General features: G+C 34.2%; 24 protein-coding genes and 2 tRNA genes. 4 read left to right on the top strand and 22 right to left on the bottom strand.

Features of this window, described 5'->3' with window-relative positions; genetic code table 11:
• Positions 1 to 7 precede the first annotated feature (7 nt).
• The 3 genes from LDP15_RS00595 to LDP15_RS00585 form a co-directional block, all read right to left on the bottom strand.
• The gene (locus tag LDP15_RS00595; protein WP_015426970.1) at positions 8 to 1,345 is read right to left on the bottom strand and encodes a hemolysin family protein; all 1,338 of its coding nucleotides are present in this window, start codon (positions 1,343 to 1,345) and stop codon (positions 8 to 10) included.
• 120 nt (positions 1,346 to 1,465) lie between these two features.
• Positions 1,466 to 2,581: an AI-2E family transporter gene (locus tag LDP15_RS00590; protein ID WP_010906150.1), complete on the bottom strand. Its 1,116-nt coding sequence runs from the start codon at positions 2,579 to 2,581 to the stop codon at positions 1,466 to 1,468.
• 329 nt (positions 2,582 to 2,910) lie between these two features.
• Positions 2,911 to 2,995: transfer RNA gene (locus tag LDP15_RS00585), tRNA-Leu, on the bottom strand.
• Positions 2,996 to 4,577: 1,582 nt separating this feature from the next.
• Between LDP15_RS00585 and LDP15_RS00580 the strand changes: the two genes are divergently transcribed.
• Positions 4,578 to 4,949 carry a membrane lipoprotein lipid attachment site-containing protein gene (locus LDP15_RS00580; RefSeq protein WP_015426971.1) on the top strand — a complete coding sequence of 124 codons (372 nt, stop codon included), beginning with the start codon at positions 4,578 to 4,580 and terminating at the stop codon, positions 4,947 to 4,949.
• Between the two features lie 169 nt (positions 4,950 to 5,118).
• On the opposite strand, the gene LDP15_RS00575 is transcribed toward LDP15_RS00580, so the two are convergent.
• The 17 genes from LDP15_RS00575 to LDP15_RS00495 all read right to left on the bottom strand — a co-directional run bounded on the left by LDP15_RS00575 (position 5,119) and on the right by LDP15_RS00495 (position 16,891).
• A tRNA-Ser gene (locus tag LDP15_RS00575) sits at positions 5,119 to 5,179 on the bottom strand.
• Positions 5,180 to 5,671: 492 nt separating this feature from the next.
• The gene (locus tag LDP15_RS00570; protein ID WP_017864806.1) at positions 5,672 to 6,097 is read right to left on the bottom strand and encodes a universal stress protein; all 426 of its coding nucleotides are present in this window, start codon (positions 6,095 to 6,097) and stop codon (positions 5,672 to 5,674) included.
• A 399-nt stretch (positions 6,098 to 6,496) separates the two neighbouring features.
• On the bottom strand, positions 6,497 to 7,978 hold the full coding sequence (locus LDP15_RS00565; RefSeq protein ID WP_015426973.1) for a P-loop ATPase, Sll1717 family: 1,482 nt from the start codon (positions 7,976 to 7,978) through the stop codon (positions 6,497 to 6,499).
• Between the two features lie 269 nt (positions 7,979 to 8,247).
• Entirely contained in the window at positions 8,248 to 8,469 is a 222-nt protein-coding gene (locus tag LDP15_RS00560) for a hypothetical protein (RefSeq protein WP_015426974.1), read from the bottom strand.
• Between the two features lie 566 nt (positions 8,470 to 9,035).
• Positions 9,036 to 9,554, bottom strand: a complete 519-nt coding sequence (locus LDP15_RS00555; protein WP_015426976.1) for an HNH endonuclease — start codon at positions 9,552 to 9,554, stop codon at positions 9,036 to 9,038.
• On the bottom strand, positions 9,545 to 9,880 hold the full coding sequence (locus tag LDP15_RS00550; RefSeq protein ID WP_225513422.1) for a sigma factor-like helix-turn-helix DNA-binding protein: 336 nt from the start codon (positions 9,878 to 9,880) through the stop codon (positions 9,545 to 9,547). The genes LDP15_RS00555 and LDP15_RS00550 overlap by 10 nt, the downstream gene beginning before the upstream one ends.
• Positions 9,881 to 10,018: 138 nt before the next feature.
• A complete protein-coding gene (locus LDP15_RS00545) occupies positions 10,019 to 10,639 on the bottom strand; it encodes a hypothetical protein (RefSeq protein ID WP_015426978.1) in 621 nt (206 codons plus the stop codon).
• Between the two features lie 18 nt (positions 10,640 to 10,657).
• Positions 10,658 to 11,887: a phage major capsid protein gene (locus LDP15_RS00540; RefSeq protein WP_015426979.1), complete on the bottom strand. Its 1,230-nt coding sequence runs from the start codon at positions 11,885 to 11,887 to the stop codon at positions 10,658 to 10,660.
• A 176-nt stretch (positions 11,888 to 12,063) separates the two neighbouring features.
• Positions 12,064 to 12,642: a hypothetical protein gene (locus LDP15_RS00535; protein ID WP_015426980.1), complete on the bottom strand. Its 579-nt coding sequence runs from the start codon at positions 12,640 to 12,642 to the stop codon at positions 12,064 to 12,066.
• A gap of 18 nt (positions 12,643 to 12,660) precedes the next feature.
• On the bottom strand, positions 12,661 to 13,116 hold the full coding sequence (locus tag LDP15_RS00530; protein WP_136122609.1) for a hypothetical protein: 456 nt from the start codon (positions 13,114 to 13,116) through the stop codon (positions 12,661 to 12,663).
• Positions 13,117 to 13,376: 260 nt separating this feature from the next.
• Positions 13,377 to 14,981 carry a hypothetical protein gene (locus LDP15_RS00525; RefSeq protein WP_015426982.1) on the bottom strand — a complete coding sequence of 535 codons (1,605 nt, stop codon included), beginning with the start codon at positions 14,979 to 14,981 and terminating at the stop codon, positions 13,377 to 13,379.
• Positions 14,974 to 15,552: a hypothetical protein gene (locus LDP15_RS00520; RefSeq protein WP_015426983.1), complete on the bottom strand. Its 579-nt coding sequence runs from the start codon at positions 15,550 to 15,552 to the stop codon at positions 14,974 to 14,976. Before LDP15_RS00520 ends, LDP15_RS00525 begins: the two co-directional genes overlap by 8 nt.
• Before the next feature lie 8 nt (positions 15,553 to 15,560).
• Entirely contained in the window at positions 15,561 to 15,830 is a 270-nt protein-coding gene (locus LDP15_RS00515; RefSeq protein ID WP_015426984.1) for a hypothetical protein, read from the bottom strand.
• Positions 15,827 to 15,979 (bottom strand): hypothetical protein, encoded by a 153-nt coding sequence (locus tag LDP15_RS00510; RefSeq protein WP_015426985.1) that lies wholly within the window; start codon positions 15,977 to 15,979, stop codon positions 15,827 to 15,829. Before LDP15_RS00510 ends, LDP15_RS00515 begins: the two co-directional genes overlap by 4 nt.
• A complete protein-coding gene (locus LDP15_RS00505; RefSeq protein WP_015426986.1) occupies positions 15,976 to 16,128 on the bottom strand; it encodes a hypothetical protein in 153 nt (50 codons plus the stop codon). The genes LDP15_RS00510 and LDP15_RS00505 overlap by 4 nt, the downstream gene beginning before the upstream one ends.
• Positions 16,125 to 16,328 carry a DUF1655 domain-containing protein gene (locus LDP15_RS00500; RefSeq protein WP_042230587.1) on the bottom strand — a complete coding sequence of 68 codons (204 nt, stop codon included), beginning with the start codon at positions 16,326 to 16,328 and terminating at the stop codon, positions 16,125 to 16,127. Before LDP15_RS00500 ends, LDP15_RS00505 begins: the two co-directional genes overlap by 4 nt.
• Positions 16,329 to 16,681: 353 nt before the next feature.
• Complete coding sequence (locus LDP15_RS00495; RefSeq protein WP_042230588.1) at positions 16,682 to 16,891, bottom strand: helix-turn-helix transcriptional regulator; 210 nt, start codon at positions 16,889 to 16,891, stop codon at positions 16,682 to 16,684.
• A gap of 129 nt (positions 16,892 to 17,020) precedes the next feature.
• On the opposite strand from LDP15_RS00495, the gene LDP15_RS00490 reads away from it, so the two are divergent.
• The 3 genes from LDP15_RS00490 (at position 17,021) to LDP15_RS00480 (ending at position 19,419) form a co-directional block, all read left to right on the top strand.
• Positions 17,021 to 17,512 (top strand): helix-turn-helix domain-containing protein, encoded by a 492-nt coding sequence (locus LDP15_RS00490; protein WP_015426989.1) that lies wholly within the window; start codon positions 17,021 to 17,023, stop codon positions 17,510 to 17,512.
• 117 nt (positions 17,513 to 17,629) lie between these two features.
• Positions 17,630 to 18,829: a site-specific integrase gene (locus LDP15_RS00485; RefSeq protein WP_042230589.1), complete on the top strand. Its 1,200-nt coding sequence runs from the start codon at positions 17,630 to 17,632 to the stop codon at positions 18,827 to 18,829.
• A 146-nt stretch (positions 18,830 to 18,975) separates the two neighbouring features.
• Positions 18,976 to 19,419, top strand: a complete 444-nt coding sequence (locus tag LDP15_RS00480; protein WP_015426991.1) for a GNAT family N-acetyltransferase — start codon at positions 18,976 to 18,978, stop codon at positions 19,417 to 19,419.
• Between the two features lie 45 nt (positions 19,420 to 19,464).
• Here LDP15_RS00480 and LDP15_RS00475 read toward each other — a convergent pair whose 3' ends face one another.
• Both LDP15_RS00475 and uvrA read right to left on the bottom strand, forming a co-directional pair.
• Complete coding sequence (locus LDP15_RS00475) at positions 19,465 to 20,046, bottom strand: uracil-DNA glycosylase family protein (RefSeq protein ID WP_015426992.1); 582 nt, start codon at positions 20,044 to 20,046, stop codon at positions 19,465 to 19,467.
• A gap of 317 nt (positions 20,047 to 20,363) precedes the next feature.
• A complete protein-coding gene (gene uvrA / locus LDP15_RS00470; protein WP_015426993.1) occupies positions 20,364 to 23,186 on the bottom strand; it encodes an excinuclease ABC subunit UvrA in 2,823 nt (940 codons plus the stop codon).
• Between the last annotated feature and the right edge of the window lie 22 nt (positions 23,187 to 23,208).

Raw genomic sequence — 23,208 nt, 5'->3', positions numbered from 1 at the left:
AATTTTTTTAAATTTCTGTTTCTTCTGGTTCGACATCAAATTCAACACGAAGTTTAACCACACGTTTTCCAGAGACTTCTAAACTTGTCAGTGAAAAATGGTCTTCATCATTGTCCACTTTGCAGACAATTTGTTGTCCTTTGGCTGGAATTTTACCAGTTGTCGCTAAGAAATAACCTGCAATTGTATCAACGTCATTGCTTTCAAGATGTGTATCAAATTCTTCATTGAAGTCATTCAAGGTCATTTTCCCTTGGACAACATAGAGATTTTCACCGATTTTGAAGACTTCTTCTTCAGCAATATCGGTTTCGTCATCAATTTCACCAACGATTTCTTCTAGTAAATCTTCTAAGGTAACTACGCCTTCAACACCACCATATTCGTTTAATAATACAGCCATTTGATTTTGAGTTTTACGCATTTGACGCATTAAGTCATCAACAAAGATTGTTTCAGGAACAAACAAAGGTTCTTGAAGAATTTCTCGTAAGTCAATATCATCAAAACCATGGTCAAAAGAATATCTTAAAAGTTTTTTCACATGTAAAATTCCCAGAATATTATCTTTATCGTCATCATAAACTGGTACCCGTGAATAAGTTTCACTTAGAATAGCGGTAATATTTTCACGTGAATCATCATTAATATCAATCATGAAAGCATCTGTTCTTGGAACCATGATTTCACGCGCAACCAACTCGTCTAAGCTGAACACCCCAGTAATCATTTCACGCTCATTAGCGTCAAGTGCTTCATCATTTGTATTGAGTAAATACTCAATCTCATCTCGAGTCATCCCTTCATCCAAATCATCAAATTTCATTGGAGTCAATCGGCTTAAGACATTTGTTGAACTTGCCAAAAACCAAACGAAAGGTTTCATCACTTTTCCCAAAAATTGGATAGGTGGTGCGACTCTTAAGGCCAATTTTTCTTTGAGGTTTTGGGCAATTCGTTTCGGATAAAGTTCACCAAATACGAGAGAGACATAAGTTAAGACAGCTAAAACAATAATTTGAGCCAAAGTTTTAGCTAGAGCTGTTCCACCTAACAGTGGAGCTAAACGTGAAGATAAGGCTTCGGCCAAACTAGCCCCCGCTAAAATATTAATCAAAGTAATCCCAATTTGAATCGTTGAGAGGAAATTACTTGGTTGATTAAGAATATTAACAAGGTTGATATATTTCTTATCACCTTCGCTAGCCTTTTGTTCTACTTTCGTCCGGCTGAGACTGACCATGGCCATCTCACTGGCTGAAAAGAAGGCATTTAAAGCTGTTAAAAAAATAAGTAAAAGAATCTGCAAGAGTATCGATACACTCTCGGGATCAGGGTTTGACATTAGTGCTCCTTGAGAAAAATATTATAGTGTTTATTTTAACACTCAAAACTTTGCCAACTCAAATTTACTGAAAATGAGAGTTAACAATTTAGATAGAATTATTATATCATATTTTTGTTCTCATTTTGAAATAATTTTTCTTTGTTCGGCTTTATGATTATTATAAAGGCTATTGGCAAATTTAACAATCTCTTTGACTAAGCAATAAGCAGGAACAGCGATAATCATTCCTAGAATTCCATACAAACTTCCAGAAATTAACATGAGAATCATAACAGTTACTGGATGAACTTTCACAGCTGATCCCACAATTTTAGGATAAACCAGATTACCATCAAGCTGTTGCAAAACAAGGACATAGATAACGGCAATAAGTGCTGTTACTGGTCGATTAAAGGCCACCGTTACTATCATCGGTAAAACACCAATATATGGACCCGCATAAGGAATGAGATTTGTTACTCCAGCAAAGAGTGCGAAAAGAAAGGCATAAGGAATTCCAAGAACCATGTAACCAATAAAGACGACAATAAAGACAAGCAAGGCATCAAGCGCAACTCCTGAAATATAACGTGAAATCGTATGATTCATATTTTCAAGAAGTTCAAAGATATTCAATCTATCTTCGGTCAAAACATTTTCCTTCAAAAACGGAATAATCTTTTCACCATCTTTAAGCATATAGTAAAGTAAGATTGGTACCAAAATCATTACCATAACAATGCTTGTAATGATACCAACGATACTTCCAACACTAACCGTGATACTATTAAGCAAATTGTGCAAAATATCAGTATACGAAAGATTTAATTTCTCAACAAGACTATTAACATCAAGTTGGTCGTAGATTTGAGCGAATCGTGGATTATGTTGAAGCCCTTCAATCCAAGCCCTAACTTGTGGATAAGCTTTTCCGGTTGCATTAATTAGACTTGTCAACTGTGAAATTAAGCTTGGAATGACTGAGGCAATTGCAAAAATAATCATTCCTAAGATTAATAAAAGAACAATAAAAATTCCTAATACCTTTTTTATTCTTAACTTCTCTTCCATGAAAGTAACAACAGGATTAAAAACATAATATAAAAAACCTGCAATAATAAATGGGACAAATAAGAGCGTCAACAATGTTTTAATGGGTTGAAATACAAAATCAATCTGAGACAAGAGAAAGATTAACAAAGTAACGGCTAATATTTCCACTGTCCAGAAGAATAATTTACTATTTTTGAACATAAATTTCCTTTATTTAATATATTTTTGTCTTTCTTAAAATAAATGATTGAATAATTGTTATTTTAAATAACTTATTTCTGCTATTTTTAGACTATTTATATTATAATAAATCCAAGGCTTATAACCTGGACACTATCTATAATACCATAAACTGATTTACTGCGCTACAAAGGCATTCAAACAAAAATTCAAGTTATATAAATTAACCTGATTTAATATCGTAACGCTGTTAAAAACTCTGTTAAAAAAATATACAAAAATTATTCATTTCACCGCCGTGCGTAAAATTGAGAATCATGACCAGGCACTTGTTTAGTGCTTTTTTATTATGCTCAAAGAGGGACTCGAACCCTCACGGTTTAAATAACCAACGGATTTTAAGTCCGCAGCGTCTGCCAATTCCGCCATTCGAGCAAATCTCCGCCTAGACACTAAACGGAGACACTATTATTATAGCATAGTATGAACTTAATACATTATAAGTAAACGCATACAAAAAACTTGACTATGATTAATTTTTCTGATATTATTACTTTCGTAGGTAAAAGATTTGGCTTATCCATTTCTTGGAATACGTTTACATTCCGCTAGCGCTGGGTTAGCGGTCTTTTTATATTTTAAAAGCCACTCAGAAGGGTGGCTAAACTCTAGAAATAGGATGAAATCTCACAAACATCCCGAATACATTATAAGATATTATTATTGACAATTGTTCATAAAATTGATAATATTATAAAAGTTATTGCAAGTTAATCTAGTTCCGCACTATATTATTCATACCTTGCTCTAATCACTTTTCGGCACTGGCTTAATGCTAGTGCTTTTTTCAATAAAAAAGCCACTCCGAAGAATGACTTGTGGCAGGCAGGACGAGCCAACCGTAACTCGCCCAAGCAAAATCTTCAAAAATTGTTTTGAAGATTTGTAATGTTTTGTAAGCAATTACATTGTACGATATTATTCTCAGGTTGTCAACATAAAAAAGCGCCTATGGAGTAAGGCGCTTAGGAAATTATGCAATGAGAACTTCATGGATTAAAACTCTCAGAGATTATTTAGGGTAACTAATTATAGCGTTATCATTTGCCTTTGTCAAGAAAAAAATCGCTATGCGTAGGAGTGCATGGCGATTTAGCATTGAGCTTTAGAAAAAGCTTATGTTAGTACGATATCATTATACAACTATTTTAAATAAACTGCTATTAATAAATAAAGAAAAACGACCATTAATATATGGACGTTTTCCACTAAACTTATAAGATAACATTATTGTAGCATAAAATATAGCTAAATACCTTCTTAACAAGTTTATTTTTAAAAAAAGTGTCCTATTGTGGAGTAAGATGCTTAGTGCAAAAATTTATGAAGAAGTTTTTATGTTTGATTAATATATCATAAATTCTGTTTATTAAATAAATAATAAAAAACACCGTCACTTAGTCAAGAACGATGCTTTAGGAGTTATTTATAACCTTAATGTAAAAGGTAAGATTATTATACAATTTACTGCTTTCGTTGTAAAGAAAAACGCTCCAAATAAGGAGCGATAACTCTAGAAAGTCATCTGTCAGTATACCATAATCTTATTGTTTTGTAAATAAAATAGAAGCCGCAGCGCACGACTTCTATAGCTATGAATAACAAGAGACTGTGACCTCTTTAATGCAAATATACTAATAAAAAAGAGATATTACTAATTATTTGTTCCAAAATAAGAGGACGCCACTCCTAAATAAGAAATGGCGTCACAGCAGTATACAGATATTATAACGCTCTTATTGAAACTTGTCAATCCTTTAAACAGTTTTAATAAAGTATATTAAACAAGAATAACACCCTCGCCAAAAGGCGCTTCCTGAAACACTATTAAAATACTACTCGTAGAATTATTATATTACCATCACGTTATTTTGTAAAGAATATTGTTTTGATTAAAATACCTTGCATAATCATTTACATTTTGATATTCTTTTTAAAAATATACTTGGAGAACAATATGAAAAAAATATTATTTACAATTTTAGCTTTAGGTTTTAGTTTAATCGTATTGAGTGGTTGTCAAACTAGAGAAGATAGTTCGGATTGGTTACAAGGCGACTGGTATAGTAAGGACTGGGATGTAACTTACACTATCATTAAACAAGATGAAAATGACTGGGAAATTAGAGATGGAGAGCATCCTATCGCTAAATGTTCACAAGAATATATAGATGATAAAGATAGTAAAGAAATTCTACTTATTGATAAGAAGGGCATTGAATTTCATATCACTCCAATTGATAAGAGCCATATAAAATTTCAACAAGTAAGTAAAGATGGCACATTAGGGACTACTGATGCAGTGGAGTTTGTTAAAAAACAATATTAGAAGACAGGATCAATCCCTGCTTTTTGTTGTAAAGAGGAACAGTGATTTATTTATAAAATATATCAATAATTCATATATACCAACCTTTCGTTGGTATTTTTTTATTGTTAAAACGCACAAAAGAGTCAAAATAAAAAACTCCTTTTAAGGAGTTTCTACTATATATTTATGGTTCTTGCTGGACTCGAACCATCGACCGAACGGTTAGCTACCAACTGAGCTAAAGAACCGAAATATGACAATCTGCAGCACATATCTTGGTTATTATATTAGATATATGTGGATGGAACTGCAGATTATCAAAGATACTGTAAAAGAAATCAATTTCTCATCCACTAAATATATTATAACATACTACTATAAATAATTGACAATTGTCTGAAAAATTGATAATATTTAAATTGTTAGTACCTCTTATTTTTTGTATATACGAAATTTTTTCTGAATTTGTACTAACACTATCATCCTCTAGTTGGACTCCTTGAAGTCATCCGACTAGAGTTTTTTTATTTGAAAAAAGCCACTCCGAAGAGCAGCTTAACTTTAGAAATAGGATGAAATCCCGCAATCATCCCAAATATATTGTAGCACAAAAAAGCGCCTAGGGTAATTAGGCGCTTAGGAGTTTTATCTTGAGCATTTTATCAGCAAAAATTCTCAAAGATTGTTTAGGGTAACTTATTATAACTCCCTGATTAGATTTTGTCAATAATTATAGAAGATTATTTTACAACCATAACATTGCATGGTGATTTTTCAACAACATAAGAAGTTGTAGAACCAATCAAAATACGATCTACTAATTTTTTACTATTTGCCCCAATCACAATTAAATCCATTGCATTATCTTCAGCAAATTTAACAATATCTTTCTTTGGATTTCCTATAAAAGTTACCGTTTGAAATGCGACATCTTTAGGAAAATCTTTAGTTAGGTTATTGATAATTTGTTTTGACTCTTCTTCAATCTCATCTAGGCTCATTGCTAAAGCAATTGAGGTTCCTCTTAACCTTGTTTCATCTTTAACATTCAGAATAAATAATTCAGCTTCATTCCTTTTGGCAACTGCAATCGCTTCATGGAGCGCATTCATAGCTTGGTTTGAATCATCAACTGGAACCAGAATTTTCTTGTAAACATCTTTCATCTCAGGCACCTCCTGTAAATGTTATTATTTTCACAATTTTATTCTATCATTTTTTGAATGCGTTTGCAAACCTTAGAATTAAAAAGCGCCCCAGCTAGGAGAGGGACGCTTAGGAGTAAACTTTATGAAAAATTTTATATTTGGAATAATTATATTATAAAACTTGTTTCTTAAATCAAACAAAAGAAAAAATACCAATAACGCTTAGATCATTTCTTTTGACAGCGTTATCTTTTATTGGTATTCTATATATATAATCAAGAAGGAAACCCGAAATGGTTGGGAGAATATCATTATTTAGTGGGTTCAAGTCCCACCTCCTTCATTATTAACATTAACCTACTAGCCCGATGCTAGTAGGTTTTTTGTAAAAGAAAAACGCCCCGAAGGGCGAGAAGACTATGGTAAATTTAAGTATTTTCGAAGTCCTTTGTGAACAACGAAATTTGTAATTTCAGAAATAGGAACCGAGTAACCCGTTCTGTATGTAAAATCAAATATTGTTCGTTTTTTTACAGTTCCCAATATGCTATATTCTCTCATTACAGATAATACTTTGAATAATTTAACCTTATCAATACTATATTCTGGGCTACTATTGATAAATAAATCTAATTTATTAAATTTAAAAGTAGGATATCCCCTTTTAGTGATTACTTTAAAAACTTCTTCAATATCATCCTTGTGTTCTGATATAGCTAATTCGTTTAAAATTTCATTGTAAAACCATTCAGAATAACTTTGTTCTACTTTTTTTAATAGAGTTATTGTTATTTTTTCTGACTCTTGAAAATTATTTTTACATAAATTAAGATATTGTATAATATCACGAGGACGACCAAAACTTCTATCCATTAAGAAACCAAAAACACTGGGTTCAAACATTTCGTCATATATTTCTTTTAGATCCGCTTGACTGAATTTATCATCACTTTTTTTTATTTTATGAAGAACCATTTGCATAAGAGGATGTTCACTTGGTTCTGACCGAACATTATCAAACCAACTTATTTCTATACCTGAATCAGTAACTAATTTATTCAGATTATTTGCCTGATGTTGTAATGAATCAACAATATCTTTTCTTAAAACTAAACATATTTTTGATGAATTAAATTCCCAAAGGTCACTATTTAATCTATCCGCGGAATAAATCATGTTTTTCATCAAAGACTGAAAATAATCATACGAAATACTTTCTTCAAATTGATCCATATCATCATAGTATAAAGAGAGAGACTGTTTTGATTTTTTCAACAAATTAAACGTTAACTCTTTTAATCTTGGGATAATTTCATAATATTTAGAGCGAATTTTAGTTATTGTTTCTGATTCGTTCACAGAACAACTACTGTTTAGATTTACAGACGGCTTTGCACTAACTTTTATACCCCCTGAATTTTTCGTTTCATATCCATTATTTGAAACTAGGTTTTCAATCCTTAAATGTTCATTTTCAATTAAAGATTTTAATTCTATAACTTCTTTTTGTGTAAAATATTTAGTTGGTGAATAAAATCGTAGCTTTGAATAGAAATCAACTAATGATTGGCCAATATCTAGTAAAAATACGTATTCCCAAAATAATGAATTTTCTTCACGGTTTATTTCATTTTGAGAAAAACTCAATAGTTTTTTTTGGATGAAATCATTAGCAAATAGTTGTTTAGATATATGCCCCTTGGCTTTTTGTGCCTGCAAGTGAGCATATGCAGCTAGTGTGGTCTTTCCTGTGCCTTTTCGACCAATAATTAGATACTTTCTACTGTCTGTTAACTTAGTATAATGTCCACCATCTTCATAAAACATCTCAGAAAAATTTTGTTCTTTTGATTCATGTTGCCCATCAGAACTCCCAAAATTAATATCCTTTAAACTCATACTTCCCCAATTCCACAAAAAAACACTACCAAGTGTGGGCTATCTTAACTTCACTTAAACACTAAATGTTCAAGCTACTGATAACACACAATGATAGTGTTCCTTTTCATTACAAATCATATTTATGAAACCATTTTAACAACTTCAGGATCAAATGTCAATAAATATTCTCAGAAATTATTTTATATATTTGACAATTTTATAGTTTATTCGCAATCAATCGTCGTTGCAATTACCATAAAAAACAAAAAACGCCCGCCGAACCGGGGTTATGTTTTAGTTTGCTTTTGAATAAAGTTTCTAATTAAAATAGAAGCTTCGAATAGTGTAGATAATATAAAAGAAATTCCCCCTATCAAAAGAATTTGATCAGACTGCTCAAATTCGCCGAAAGCTAAAACCTCAATACTTAGTATAATAACAACAAGCCAAGTTCCTTCAAATTTCATATTACTACCACCATTTTTTAGTTTTATTAAAAAGTATACCATATTCTGAAAAATAAAAAAAGTAGTGACCGAAGTCAGAAGTTTATTTTATAATTTATCTGCATTCATTTATCATGACCGTAAGTAGTAATCCTAGATTTTATGAATAAAAGAAAGTACCTCCACGTTAGAGTATATTCTTACAACATATTTTATTTCTTTCTCCTTTTTTCCAATAATTGCCAATAAATAAGACTTAAGAGAGCATACACATAGGTCTCATCTTACGTCAAAGACCAATTTTGAAAACTTTTTTTCTGAGATAGAATGGCTCAACCATAAGGATATCGAGGATAATTGACCCCTAAAAGTTACCCACCAAAAATGAGAGAAATAACCTAAATCTATTTGTGAGACACGCTACCAACGATTATTAGTGCTAAAACGACGTAAAAAAAGGCAAGAAAGGGAAGTGTTTTTCCCTTTTTTTGCCTATAACCGTGATTATATCAATGTTTTAGTGTTTTGCCCCCCCCTATATAAAAATTTTCAAAATTGGTCTTTGACGTAAGATGAGACCTATGTGTGTGCTTTCCCTGTAAAAATATACGGGGGAGGGTTGTTAAAATTTATCGTTCATTTTTTTGAAAGTCAGGGACATCTTTTACATTTTTTATGGGGATTACGTTTTTAATTTTATTTCCATATCCAGTTCCATAATAAATTTGTTCCCACTTAGTTTTCCTTGTGTGGCATTTGCTACAACAGAAAGCCAAGTTATCCATGATGGTCTTACCATTCAAATCAAACTCAACTGGCACGATGTGGTCCACTATCTTACCAGTTCTTATTCTGTTGTGTGCTTTGCAGTACTGACAAAGGAAGTTATCTCTACGTCTTACTACATCACGTATAGACTTCCATTGCTTGCTTTGATAGAACTTATTCTGCTCTACTTTAATGTCGCTATACTCACGCTTATGTTTGTTATAGTCCTTATATCTTTTAGTATCATCATTACGATTAGTCCATCGCTCTCTGCTTGCTTGATACGCAGCTTCTTTATCAGCGTGCTTAGTACAATAGTGTAGTGGTCTAATAACCATAGCGTGGCAGTTAGGCTCACGACAGCGTCCAGTCAATGGCATTCTATTTCCTCTTTTCTATCTATCAATTCATTCTTCTTTGCTCTAGCGATAATCTCTTTCACTTGCTTAACGATTGGGTTGGTATGATTTTTAACAGTACGTTCACTTATCGAGTAACGACTTGCGACTTCTGATAGTGTTAAGCCTTTCATGTATCTAAGCCTGATCATCTCTATCTCATCCTCACTCAATGAATCAAACAGCTCTGTCATTGCATTCAATACAATGCGCTGTGGTGTAGGTTGACCTGTGTTGTCTATCCTATCCGTTAAGCGTTTCATCCCGCCCGTAAAATAAAACCTAATATTGAATTTAACTTCATTCATCATGTCATCCCTCTTAAACAAAAAAGTACCTCCACAATTAGAGATACTTTCCTGTACTATTATACCACTGCCCATCTCTGGGACTTATGATAGTTCTATTATACCATATTAAAGGCTCTATTTAAGTGCCTCCCCTACTTATCGGCGTGGGGTATAATAGCCAGGATAGTTTGTAATCAGCCCCTCCTCAAGCAAATATTCCATCAATTCATGTTGAAATGTAGAACTAATCAACTGAGCCATTCTAAAGTAATAAAAGTTTTTGGCTTCAACTAACGGATGGAGAGCATTACCAACGGATTGATCATAATTATTTTCTTTCAAATAGTTCACAATCTCAATGGCTTTATTTCGAGCTTCTTCCACTTCTTTACCATAAGCTTTTAATTTTCGTTTTAAAGAGTTATCAATTAATCCCTCAATTAATTGAGATTCTGTTGGGCTCAAGTATTCTTGTGAGCGATTAGCCTCTTTTTTAATGGCATAATTGGTTTCTTCATTATTCCAAAATTGATGAAGCGCTTCTTTTTGCTTGGTAAGATGTTCCGTCAGTTCATCAAGTAAAACACGAGCATCTCGTTCTTTAGCCATTTGTGCAAGAGTCGCATCAATATCTGGCTGTTGTTTGTCTACTTTCATATTCTCAAGTTTTGTGCTTAACTCATTGACTAAGGCTTGTATTTTTTCAACGGCCTGAACCAGAGGAAGCGATTGTGCTTTTAATTCTTTTGTTTTTTCTTCAATATGACGAATGTCCATTATTATTTCTCCTTATGATTAGTTGGTAGTTGTAGGTGTAGCTGCAGTATGAATGTTTCCCTTTTGATCTGAGATCGCTGTAAACGAACCAGACACAAAGGCTTCTGTATCCGTAAGCTGAACATCAAAGCGGTCAATCACACGAATTTTAGTCGTATCCGTTTCAAAGGCACCGCCTCCAATATTGGTTGGAAGTAGTGACATGTTTTCACGGTCAAATAAAGTCATGGCTTGTTTAAAGTCTCCATAATAGAGCGGATAAAGCGGACTGCTTGCTTCTCCACCACTTGGAAGCCAATGATCACTGATTTCAACCACTCGTTTTCCTTTGATTAAATAGCGATCAGGTTGAACGGGGTCAGGTTGTAACAAATAATTACCTAGCGCATCTTTAACTAAAGTAAGTTGATTGAGTCCGCTCGTGTTGGTAATTAAAATAGAAGTCGCTTTAATTGCTGGATCGACTGCCGTATTAATCATAGTGATAATATCATCAAAAGTAGAGAGCGCTGGTTTTTTAGGGGCTGCTTGCATGAGTGAGATGATTTCTTTATTACGAGAAACGACGACTTTCTTAGCAATCCAAGAAGACAACCAAGCCATAATGTTTTCAGCACTATCTTTAAGTAAGGAGTTAGTCGCTGTTGTGATCCCTCCGTAGCGTCCAATTTGATATTTAACAAGCTTAAGATTGGGATCGTCATTTGCCCCAATGGTTTCATCTTCGCTATCTAGTTTTGTGAGTGGGGTAATATTTGTCCATTTCTCATAAACACGAGAACCTGAGGCAGTAGTTACATTTTCAACATTGACATATTGCTCCATCACATCATACTGGCGTTTTAAGACATTAATGGAAGTTCTGAGGTCTTGGGGAATGGTTAAGCCAGCCGCTTCGCCTGATTCATCTTTAGAGGAAGTGACTAGATTTGTGATTTTAGAATCGCCTCTCATTAAGGCTTTGAAATCTGAAATAAAAGATTGATCCGTTTGGTTTTCTCCATTTCCTAAGGGAAGTTGTCCGCTTGAGCGAAGATGAGCAACTTGCGTCGCTTGTGCTTCGACGACTTGATTTCTAAGTGCATCACAACGGGCTTGAGCATGATCTCTCTTTGCGGTTAAATCTCTTAAGGTTTGAGCTGAAAAGTTTTCATTTTTGAGCATTTGATTGATTTTATCATTATAATTTTCTACTTTTTCGCCTGCTTCAATCCACAGCTCATTGAGTGTATTTAGTGTTTGATTCATTGTATTGATTCCTTATTTTCTATTGGTAAAGATACCAATTTATCGAAACTACAGATAAGGCCTGTATTTCATTACGTTAATTGCTCTTTTTATAAATGAGTTAAAACAACTGATTTTGTTGGAGATCTTGCTCGCATTTTTACTCCTTTCTTGTTGGAAAGCCTTTTTATTTAATCTTATTCATCATCATTATCAAAAGTAATGACTTCAATCCCGTTAATTTCAATCACACGAGATTTTATACCTTGCGTTTCCTCTAAGAATTGAGAAAATAAATCTTTACCTTTCTCAAGACGATTAATATGACTCATAGCTCCCATGAAATCTACCGTGAACTCTACTAAATCATCGTTGTCATAATCCCAAAGAAATTCAAAAGCTTTATCATCCACTGCATTGATGGGCTGATTCAGGTCATAAGCTGCTAAAGATTTTTGTACACTAAAGTAATCTTTTGTCTCGTATTTATGACCATCATATCTTTTGTAAATTGGGAATGTTTCAATGACTTCTTTAGGCGTAAGCATTCCAATGACTGACAAAGCCATTTCATAAAGCTGGAAATTATCCCAAACCGCTTTGATGTAGTCTGCTTCACTTTCCGCATTGATTTTCTTATTTCGTACATTCAAGCCTTTTACAAGTGCTAATGCTCCACGTTTTAAGTCTAGTCGAGTCAGATTCTTTTTTCTATTTAATTCTGCGATTGTTTGAGTCATGATTCTTGACCATAATTTGGGGTAACTGTTATTCATGTTTTTTTCTCCTATTTATTAATGTGAGTTTAGCGCTTTTTCAACCTTAATATCACTTAGATCTAGCCCCATGATGACAAGATAGCTACTGCTGGTATACCAGCCATAATCATATCCATAGACTTTAGCTTCAATCCCTTGTTCAGTCGCCCAACATTCAATAACTTGGTGATATTCATCCATCTTATCTAATGCGCCGTAAGGTTGATAGACGATAAATGCTTTTCTGTCTTTTGTCTTATACATATAACCGTGGTCGTAAAATGGCGGTCGGTTTTCTTCATTTCTCAGGTACTCACCAACATCTCTACCGTTCTCAAAATAATACTTTAACGTTGAGCGACTGGGCAAACCTCTTAGATAGCTATACAATTGATTATCTTTGATAAAATTATGCCAATTTTTAAAATCAGTATAATCATTCCATCTTTCAGAGAATGGGGCTTCTTTTAAATTGATTTTTGTAAATTTCATTTATTTCCTTAAATTATAAAATGATAAAGTTTCAACCAGTTAGACCACCAAGACCACCAAAACAAGTCCAAATCCTTACGTGACAAGGGTTTATCTACGGTGGGCTAGTCGGTGGGCTTCGATAATTATCGGTGGGGTACAACGACTAGCCCACCATATAAAATTCTAGCCCACCGACTAGCCCACCACTCATAAAGTCTTTAAAATCAAAGGGTTACAGTATTTTTGGTGGTCTTGGTGGGGTAAAACAAAAACACTTTTTATTTTTTCTTCTGAAATGTATATTTCGTTTTACCTTCATAGATTGAATCGCTCCAAGTAATCCCGATTTGTTTTAACAAAGCTTCGTCTCGTTTCAATCGTTCTTTTATCTTTTGAGGATGAGGGATCGCACCTTTGGCTATCACTTTAGGAACGAAGTCAAAATTAGAGATTTTCTCAATCAACGGTACTGCATAATAGGAGATTTTTCCTGAATGCTCATTATCCATTATTTCTTTGAGTCCAAGAATAAAGTAATTGGACTGAATCAGCGTTTCTTGCGCTGCTTCGATATTTCCAAGGTAAAGAGAGCTGAATCTATTGCTATCCCAACCAATTGCACTTGCCCCATCCTCTACAAATCTCCCCCAATCCGTAAATCTGCTTTTGTTAAAAGTTGATTTCCCTTTGTTTCTCAAAGCGGTGCTCGCTATATTTAGCAATGCTCCTAATACATAAGGGTGGTCTCGTTCAAATCCTTCTCTTAATTCATTTTCAGGTTTTCTCTCTTTCAAAGTGTCAAGTTCTATCACAAGCGAACGACTTAATAAATCTTGGCGCTTTACAAGGTCATCAATTCCATTAAAAAGTAGACTTCGGCCTAACTTTACAATGATTTGCCCATCATCCGTGTATAATGCACGCTTAGAAGTTGCTGAATTAGTAGCAATTGTGGCAAACAAATCGGAGATTTCTGCCGTAATTGTACCAGCAGAGAGATTATCGTAAACTAGTATTCTGTTTTTTGATGTATCTAGCACAATATCTTCAATCTTTGGCTTTACTCTTGAAATTGATTTCAATGTTCTCACGGGATCTAGTACCGTTCTTAAGAGTTCACTTGTAAATGACTTTCCTACCCCTGCTGTTCCCTGCAAAATTAAGATTGGGACGCTGGTATCGGTCATTAAATTACTTAACAACCAACTGACATATAAGTCGAAATTATCATCATTTGAATAATTGATATACTTTTTTAAACGCTCAACATTCAATTTATTTCGGCTATCAAATTTTGGCATTGGAAGTTCATCCATATCATCCGTTCTTTTGAACCATATCGGGGAATTGTCAATAATTTGCCAGCCTTTCCTACTTATTTCCACAACTTGCCATGCCTCATTACATAAATCAAGGTAAATTTTTTCATCATTAGGTAAATACTTAGCTCGGATTGAGATTGATTTAAAATTCTTGCTTCGTCTTGCTTTAGCACTAATGCTTTCTATTGCACTCTCAAGAGCATATTTAGCGATAACTCTTTCGAATTCATTCTCTGCAAGCTCTATCACAATATCTTTGAAAGATTGAGAAGTAACTGCATGGACTTCGTAGTGGCCGCCTATTTTCAATTTTGCAAACGGCTTTTTAACTTCATCGATTGCAAATTCAATATCCTGTCTTAAAATTAAATCTCGAAGTTCAGTGGCAAAATGACGCTCCTTTTTATCATCCTCTTCCTCTTCGACTTCTAAAGGTTGGCTTTGCTTTACCTGAGACGTTTGTCCTACAAGAACATCATTTACCTTCTTACTCTCCGCTTTTGCTTTTTCTTCCTCGTAGCTGTTAATCATGGTTTGGAAATCATCATCTACATTAGTCACTCAACACCTCCCTTTCTCTTTCATCAAAATATTCATCCGCAAGACTTATAAAATCAGCCAGTAAGCCTTGTTTCTGAGTCCCGTCACAAGTCGCTTCAATTTCTGAAACAGCCCACATCATGAGATATTTATAGTTATATCCGTGCTTCTTTCCTAAAATAATAAACTTCATCATGTTCTTACTATTCAAGAAGCCCTGATGCATCACGATTTCATCTTTGAATTTCTCAAAGGCATTTTGTCGATAAACTGTAGCAACTTTTTCAGATTCGTCACGCTGCAGCTTATTAAGAAACTTCATAAATTTATTTGATGGATGAGCTGGATGTTTATAATGCACTTTTTTATAGCCTAGTTCTTGATACTTTGAGGTTAGAAAACTAAAAATCTCCCAATGTTGGCTCACGCTGATATCAAGTACTGAATCAAAATGACCACTAAAACTCATATTATTAGGGACAAGATAAACATATTGATAGAAATCTTCTTTCTCCAAAATGAGTGTCTCTCCTGCACCTTTCATCAGTTTTTTAGCTACTATTTTATTTAGGCGAATTGTTAATAGTTCCATATCTCCCCTTACTCTGCCAATTGATCCATGAGTTGCTCAAGTTGTTTCTTTGAGACCCAAACCGTTTTATCTCCTTCTTCAAGGATAACTTCACGAAGTCCAGCAACAACCAGCTTCTTATAATAAGCTTCATTAATTGAGAGTTCACGTTTTAAATCAGCTTTTTTCTTATAGGGAAACTCACGACTTTGTTCAACTCTTGCTTCAACTAACTTATCAACATGGCTTAATACTGATTGAGTCAGTTCCTGCTCTGCTTCAAATGATAAGATGCTCATGATTTCCCTCCTCTTTTTAGACGTAAATGCCACTTTGGCGCTTTAGATTCATTGACAATTAATGTCCTCTTAAGCCCTGAACCACTAAATTTAATCCACCAATCATTAAGTTTATCGCTTCTAACAACATCCATTTTTATAAATTTCATGCTTTTACAACTCTTGCCTTTCCTTGAACGAATCCATGCTCAATGGCAATGGCGATTATATCAATGAAATCAATACTTTCATTTTCAGCAGGCTCATGACATTCTTTGAGTAATGATTCCGCTTGCTTCCTTAGTTCGTCGTAGTTCATAGCTTCATCCCCTTTATCATCTCTACTTGAATATCGTTTGCTAAAGTTGTAAATGTCACTACGCTTTGACCATCAAACAAGCGATAAACGTACTCATTAAGTTGAATAAAATGTCGTGCTTTGGCTTTTAATAAGTCCATAAGCTCAAAAGCGATAGAATCATCTAGGATATAAGTTTCCTTGTTTACTGGTTTGTTCATATTGAAAATTCCTCTCATTATGGTAAAATAGAGAGTAGAAAAGCTTTATTCAAGCTGCTCTACTCATGTTGATTAAAATCCCGCGGCTCGCCAAAGTTTTGGGATTTTTTTGTCGTCATTTTTCAATTATTTTTACTATTTCCTCGTTTTCTACTAGTTTATCGAGAATTGTGATCATTTATCTTGGTTCTCGGTTCTGCGCACGGCAAATGCTATTTTTATGTTAGGGCATGCAGTTTATAGCCATTTCTTGGGCTTTGAAGTCATTTATCAATACTTGTCTCGGGGTTAACGCGACATACCCACGTTTAGCAAAAGTTTTCCGATTGCCTACGTTCATTCTTGGTTAGTGACTAATTGTTATTAATTTCTTGTGTATCAGTAGCAAGCCATTCGAGAACTTTTATATAAACTGACTGCTTTATTTTACATTCCCCAGACTCAAGTTTTTTTAGAGTGTGAGTTCCAATTTTTAAAAGAGTACAAAGTTTTTTACGTGTAAGCTTTAAATCTGATCGCTTATATCTTAATTGTTGGCTTCGTTTAGCTGTCCATACTTTCAAAATATCCTCCTTATAATCAGCAATTTAATTGCTGTAAATTTATAATACAGAAAATATTTTTCTTTGTCAAGCGTAAACAGCATTTTTTTTGCTGTTTATGTTATAATATTTTCAAAAGGAGGTTTTTATATGAGTTCTACTGGAGAAAGAATAAAAGATGCACGAAAGAAAAAAGGGCTAACTATGGATAAGTTGGCTCATTTAATGGGTGTAAAATCTCAGCGTACGATTGTAAATTGGGAAAATGGTACAACAGAACCCAAAAGAAAAATTATAAAAAAACTCTCTGAAGTGCTAGAGGTAGATGAAGCATATTTATTAGGAACGCAAAAAGAACCTAAAATTATAAGCCTGAAAGAGCTGTCTGACTTGTTAAATCCGAGTAGTAACACCCCCAAAGCACAATATCATAGACTAATTGAAGCACAGCAGAAATCATTTACCGATGAAGATTACCTAGGAAATGTATATTTAAATATGCTTTTTAACAAAGGGATTCTAACTGATAATGACAAAAACGAAATAATAGATTATCTTGTCTTTAAAAATGGCTTAACTAAAGATGAATGGTCTTATGACACGATTGATTTCATAATTAACAATAAAAAAAATAATAAATAATTATTTTTTAGCCAGAATAGCAGTTCATACAACCACTACAGCTATCAAAATTTCAATAATTAAATATTTTCATGATTTTCCATTATGCGCACGGCAAATGCAAAGAGGAGAATCAACATGAACAAGCTAAATATAAAAGAATACAAAACAAAAAGCGGAGAGATGAGATATATTCTCCGTGGCGCTTATATCGGTACTGATGTGCTTACAGGTAAGCAAGTTAAAACAGACATCAGAGGACGTACAAAAACAGGCGTCAAGAATGAACTTGAACGCCTGAAAAATAATTTTAAAAAGAATGGTAACACCAAAGGTAAAGAATCACTCGAAACTTTTGGAGAGGTTGCTGAGAGCTTTTTTGAACTTTATAAGCTGCAACAAAAAGTTGGATCAATACGACAAATGAGATCTAACCTAGATACTTATGCTATTCCTGCTTTTGGAAATAAGCGAATCAGTAAAATTACTACTGCTCAGATTCAAAAACAAGTTATTGAATGGGCGAAGATTGCTGCAGAACCTCTTGGTGGAAAACAAAAACGGGATGTTGGGTCAGGAAAAGATTACAAATTACAACTTAACGTAATTAATCGAATTTTTCAGCATGCTTTATCAATTGGAATAATTGATAGAAATCCCTGTCATTCAGTAATCATTCCTAAAGTAAAAATTGATAAACCAAACAAAGAAGTAAATTTTTATACTAAAACAGAGCTGTCAGAGCTATTCTCACACATTGAAAGTCTGGACAATACAAAATGGTCCACTCAATACTTTAATGCTCTCCTACGCTTGCTTGTTGCTTCTGGCTTGCGTATTGGCGAAGCTATGGCCTTAGAGTGGTTTGATGTAGATTTAGATAATCAAACAGTTTCTGTCAGTAAAACAACAGTACAACGTACTGTTATACAAGATACACCGAAAACAAATAAAAGTAATCGAGTAATCAGCATTGATTCCAAAGCAGCTTCAACTTTAAAACGTTGGTACTTCTTCCAGAAAAAACATTTTATGAGCTTAGGAAATCCACATCAATCTTTAGTGTTTCCGACATGGCAAGGTAATGTTATGGACTACCACGGTCTAAACTACCGGCTAAAAAAGATAGAGGATGCTGCAAAACTTACTTCTTTATCATTTCATGGTTTTAGACATTCACACGCTAGTTTATGCCTAAATGCTGGTATGACATATAAAGTTATACAAGAGAGATTAGGACATTCAACCTTACAAATGACAATGGACCTATACTCGCATCTCGAGCCTGAAAAGAAAAATAAAGAGCTTGAACTATTTACTAAGTATGCCAACTTTTAATTGGAACTCTGTTAAAAACTCTGTTAATTACTTTTTGAACAAAAATAAAAGCATTGAAATGTAGTAATTCCAATGCTTGCAAGTGTTTATAGAAAGCTTTATAATAAATCCAAGGCTTTTAAGCAAACTAATCTTTAGGAGAAATTATGGAAATTAGAGTAACTCGTGATACTATGTCTGATATTTATTTTGATGCTTTACGAATTCGTAATCAAGTTTTTGTCAAAGAACAAGGCGTTCCTTATGAACTTGAAGTTGGAAACGCTCTTGAAGAGGCTTCTTCTGTTCATTTCGTTCTTTATGACGATGGTCTTGCCAAAGGTACCGTTCGTTTGCTTGCTGATTTGGATGAAAAAAAAGCGCTAATTCAACGAATGGCAATTTTAAAAGAAGCAAGAGGTCATGGTTATGCAAAGCTTTTAATTGACCGTCTGATTGAATTTGCTAAAGAAAGCAAATTAAATAAATTAGAACTTCATGCACAACTTTCTGCCAAAGGTTTATATAGCAAATACGGCTTTAATGAGGTAGGACAAGTTTTTGAAGAAGCCGGAATTCAACATATTCAAATGGAAAGAACAATTCATTAATTGAAGACTAAGCCATGAAAAAATTACTGACAGCCTGTCAGTAATTTATTTTATTAATTGAGCAACTCTTTTTTTTAGTTCAGGTAAAAGTTCAGGCTCAAACCAAAGATTTTTGGCTAACCAAATATTATTTCGTGGGCTGGGATGAACAAGCGGAAAATATTTTGGTAAGTAGGCTTCAAAATTACGAATCACTTCTGTTGTTTTTGCTGATGATTTTAAATTCAAATAGTATTTTATAGCATAAGAACCTACTAATATAAAAAGTTCAATCTCAGGCATTTCTTCTAAAAGTGCTTTATGCCATTTTTGAGCAAAACCTGCCCGAGGTGGCAAATCACCTGATTTTCCTTTTCCAGGAAAATAAAAATCTAAAGGTAAGATAGATATTTTATTTGACTCATAAAAAGTGGTTCGGTCAATTCCAAGCCAATCACGCAAGCGGTCACCTGACGGATCATTCCAAAAGAGTCGTGATTCTTGTGCTCGAATACCTGGCGCCTGACCAATAATACAAATCTTTGCTTCTTTATGGACAGAATAAAGCGGCTCTATCCCTTCTTTTGTATATTTTTTGTTCTGTGGGTCAGCTTTAATCGCTTCAAAAATTTCCTTAAATTTATCCATTTTCTTTCCTTAAAAGCGTAATCTAAGTTTATAGATTACGCTTTTTATTGTAAAACTTACTGACAGAAAGCTTATATGATAAATATTTCTAAGATAAATCCTGTCAGTAAAATGCGACCGAAGGAAGCATTTTATCGGTGAATCAAGGAACTGACAGTTCTCTCAAATGCGACCAAAGGCGAATATTTTCTAGGCAGTTCTGTCAATTCGATTATTGAACTAAGTATTTTAATTACAGAGGAACATGCTGACAGTTTTATCAACCCTCTACACTTACTGACAAGTCTTTTGATTACAAGTCTAAATTTCCATCAGTCTTATTTTTCCAATTTTGCTTTCAAATACTGACCAGTATAGCTGTCAGCAACTTTTGCAACTTCTTCTGGTCTTCCTTTGGCAAGAATTGTTCCACCACCAGCACCACCTTCTGGACCTAAGTCGATGATGTAATCTGCTGTTTTAATGACATCCAAATTATGCTCAATGACAACAATCGTATTTCCTTGTTCAACCAAACGGTCTAATACTTGAATCAGGGTCGCAATATCTTCACTGTGCAAACCAGTTGTTGGTTCATCCAAGATATAAAAAGCTTTACCATTTGAACGTTTTTGTAATTCAGAAGCTAATTTCATCCGTTGAGCTTCCCCACCTGATAAAGTAGTTGCCGGTTGTCCAAGCGTCACATATCCCAAACCTACATCAACAATCGTTTGGAGTTTACGTTCAATTTTTGGAATATGACGGAAGAATTCCAAGCCATCAGACACGCGCATATCGAGTACTTCCGAAATATTCTTCCCTTTATAATGAACTTCTAAAGTTTCTGAATTGTAACGTCTGCCGTGGCAAACTTCACATGGAACATAAACATCCGGCAAGAAATGCATTTCAATTTTGATGATTCCATCACCAGAACAGGCTTCACAACGTCCACCTTTAACATTAAATGAGAAACGTCCTTTTTTATAACCACGAATTTTTGCTTCATTTGTATTGGCAAATAAATCACGAATGTCATCAAAGACGCTGGTATAAGTAGCCGGATTTGAACGTGGAGTTCGACCAATTGGACTTTGGTCAATATCAATCAAACGCTCAATTCCTTCATAACCAGTAATTTTTTTATGCTTACCAGGTTTCTCTGAGTTGTGATTCAATTTTTGAGCTAATGATTTTTTTAAAATACTGTTAACTAAAGTTGATTTACCAGAACCAGAAACCCCAGTTACAGCCGTCATAACTCCCATTGGAAACTCAACGTCAAGGTTTTGCAAGTTGTTCTCACTTGCACCTGTAATCTTAACCATTTTTTTCTTATCAATGGCTCGACGTTTTTCAGGAACTGGAATGGCTCTTTTTCCTGACAAATATTGCCCTGTCAGTGATTTTTTATTTTTCATGACTTGTTTTGGTGTTCCAGAGGCAATAATTTCACCTCCTAAATCACCTGCCCCAGGCCCAACATCAATAAGCCAATCGGCTGCCATCATCGTGTCCTCATCATGTTCAACGACAATTAAGGTATTCCCCAAATCACGCATCTTTTGTAAAGACTCAATCAATCTGTCATTATCTCTTTGATGTAAACCAATGGATGGTTCATCCAAAATATACAAAACGCCTGATAAATTTGACCCAATCTGTGTCGCTAAACGAATACGTTGTGACTCTCCACCAGAAAGTGTTCCGCTTGAACGAGATAGCGTGAGATAATCCAAACCAACATTTTTCAAGAAAGTCAAACGGTCTTTAATTTCTTTCAAAATAGGTTTTGCGATAATTTCATTATTTGCAGAAAGAACTAAACTTTTCACATAATCAAGCGTATCGCCAATTGACAGAATTGAAAATTCAGCAATATTTTTCTCTCCCACTTTAACAGAAAGTGCTTGATCATTTAAACGATAACCATGACAAGTCGTACAAGTCAATTCAGTCATGTAAGAACGCGCCATTTCTCTAGCTGACTCGCTCATTCCCGAACGATATCGACGCCAAAGATTAGGAATGACCCCAACAAAGGTCATATCTTGGTCACGTAATCCAAAATCTCCTTCGTGAAGAAAATGGAAAAGTTTATCTCCATTTCCATATAAAACAATTTGTTGTTCTTTTTCTGACAGTTTTTCCCAAGGTGTATCTAAATCAATACCAAATTGCTCCATTGCTTGCTCTAAAAGAGCTGGGTAATAAGTTGAGGCTTTCCCATACCAATAGATAATTGCCCCCTCACGGAGTGTTTTGCTTGTATCAGGAATCAATAAATCGACATCGGGTTCCAATTTAACTCCTAAACCATCACAATCTGGGCATGAGCCAAAAGGAGCATTGAATGAGAAAAGACGTGGTTCAAGTTCTGGAACAGTAAAACCACAAACTGGACAGGCGTAAAATTCACTAAATAAAAGCTCTGAACCATCCATTTTATCAACAATAACATAACCCTCAGCCTGATGAAGCGCAGCCTCTACAGAGTCAAACAGACGCGAACGAATTCCTTCTTTTACAACAATACGGTCAATGACAATTTCAATGTTGTGCTTTTTATTTTTATCAAGTTCTGGAACTTCTGAAATATCATAAACTTCGCCATCAACACGAACACGAACATAACCATCTTTTTGGATACGCTCAAACATTTTGACATGAGTCCCTTTTTTGGTACGCACGATAGGAGCGAGAATTTGTAAACGTGTTTTTTCAGGAAGCTCAAGAATTTGTTCAACAATTTCTTCAACTGACTGTGCCGAAATTTTTCCATGACCATTCACACAATATGGCGTCCCAACACGGGCATATAATAGACGCAAATAGTCATTAATTTCCGTAACCGTCCCGACTGTTGAACGAGGATTTTTAGAAGTTGTTTTTTGGTCAATAGAAATTGCTGGCGACAAACCATCAATTGAATCAACATCTGGTTTATCCATATTTCCTAAAAACTGTCTGGCATAAGCTGACAAAGATTCAACATATCGACGTTGACCTTCTGCATATAAAGTTTCAAAGGCCAGAGATGATTTCCCAGACCCTGAAACCCCAGTAACAACAACTAATTTATCTCTTGGAATTTCAACATCTATATTTTTTAAATTGTGCTCACGTGCACCGTGTATTACTATTTTATCTTGTGGCATTTATGTTTCCTTTGCTTACTTT

Origin of the sequence: Lactococcus sp. SK2-659 (assembly GCF_020218185.2) — a bacterium.
Lineage (GTDB): Bacteria > Bacillota > Bacilli > Lactobacillales > Streptococcaceae > Lactococcus > Lactococcus lactis.
The sequence above is the reverse complement of the archived record's forward strand: the minus strand, read 5'-3'. Positions and strand labels throughout refer to the sequence as shown.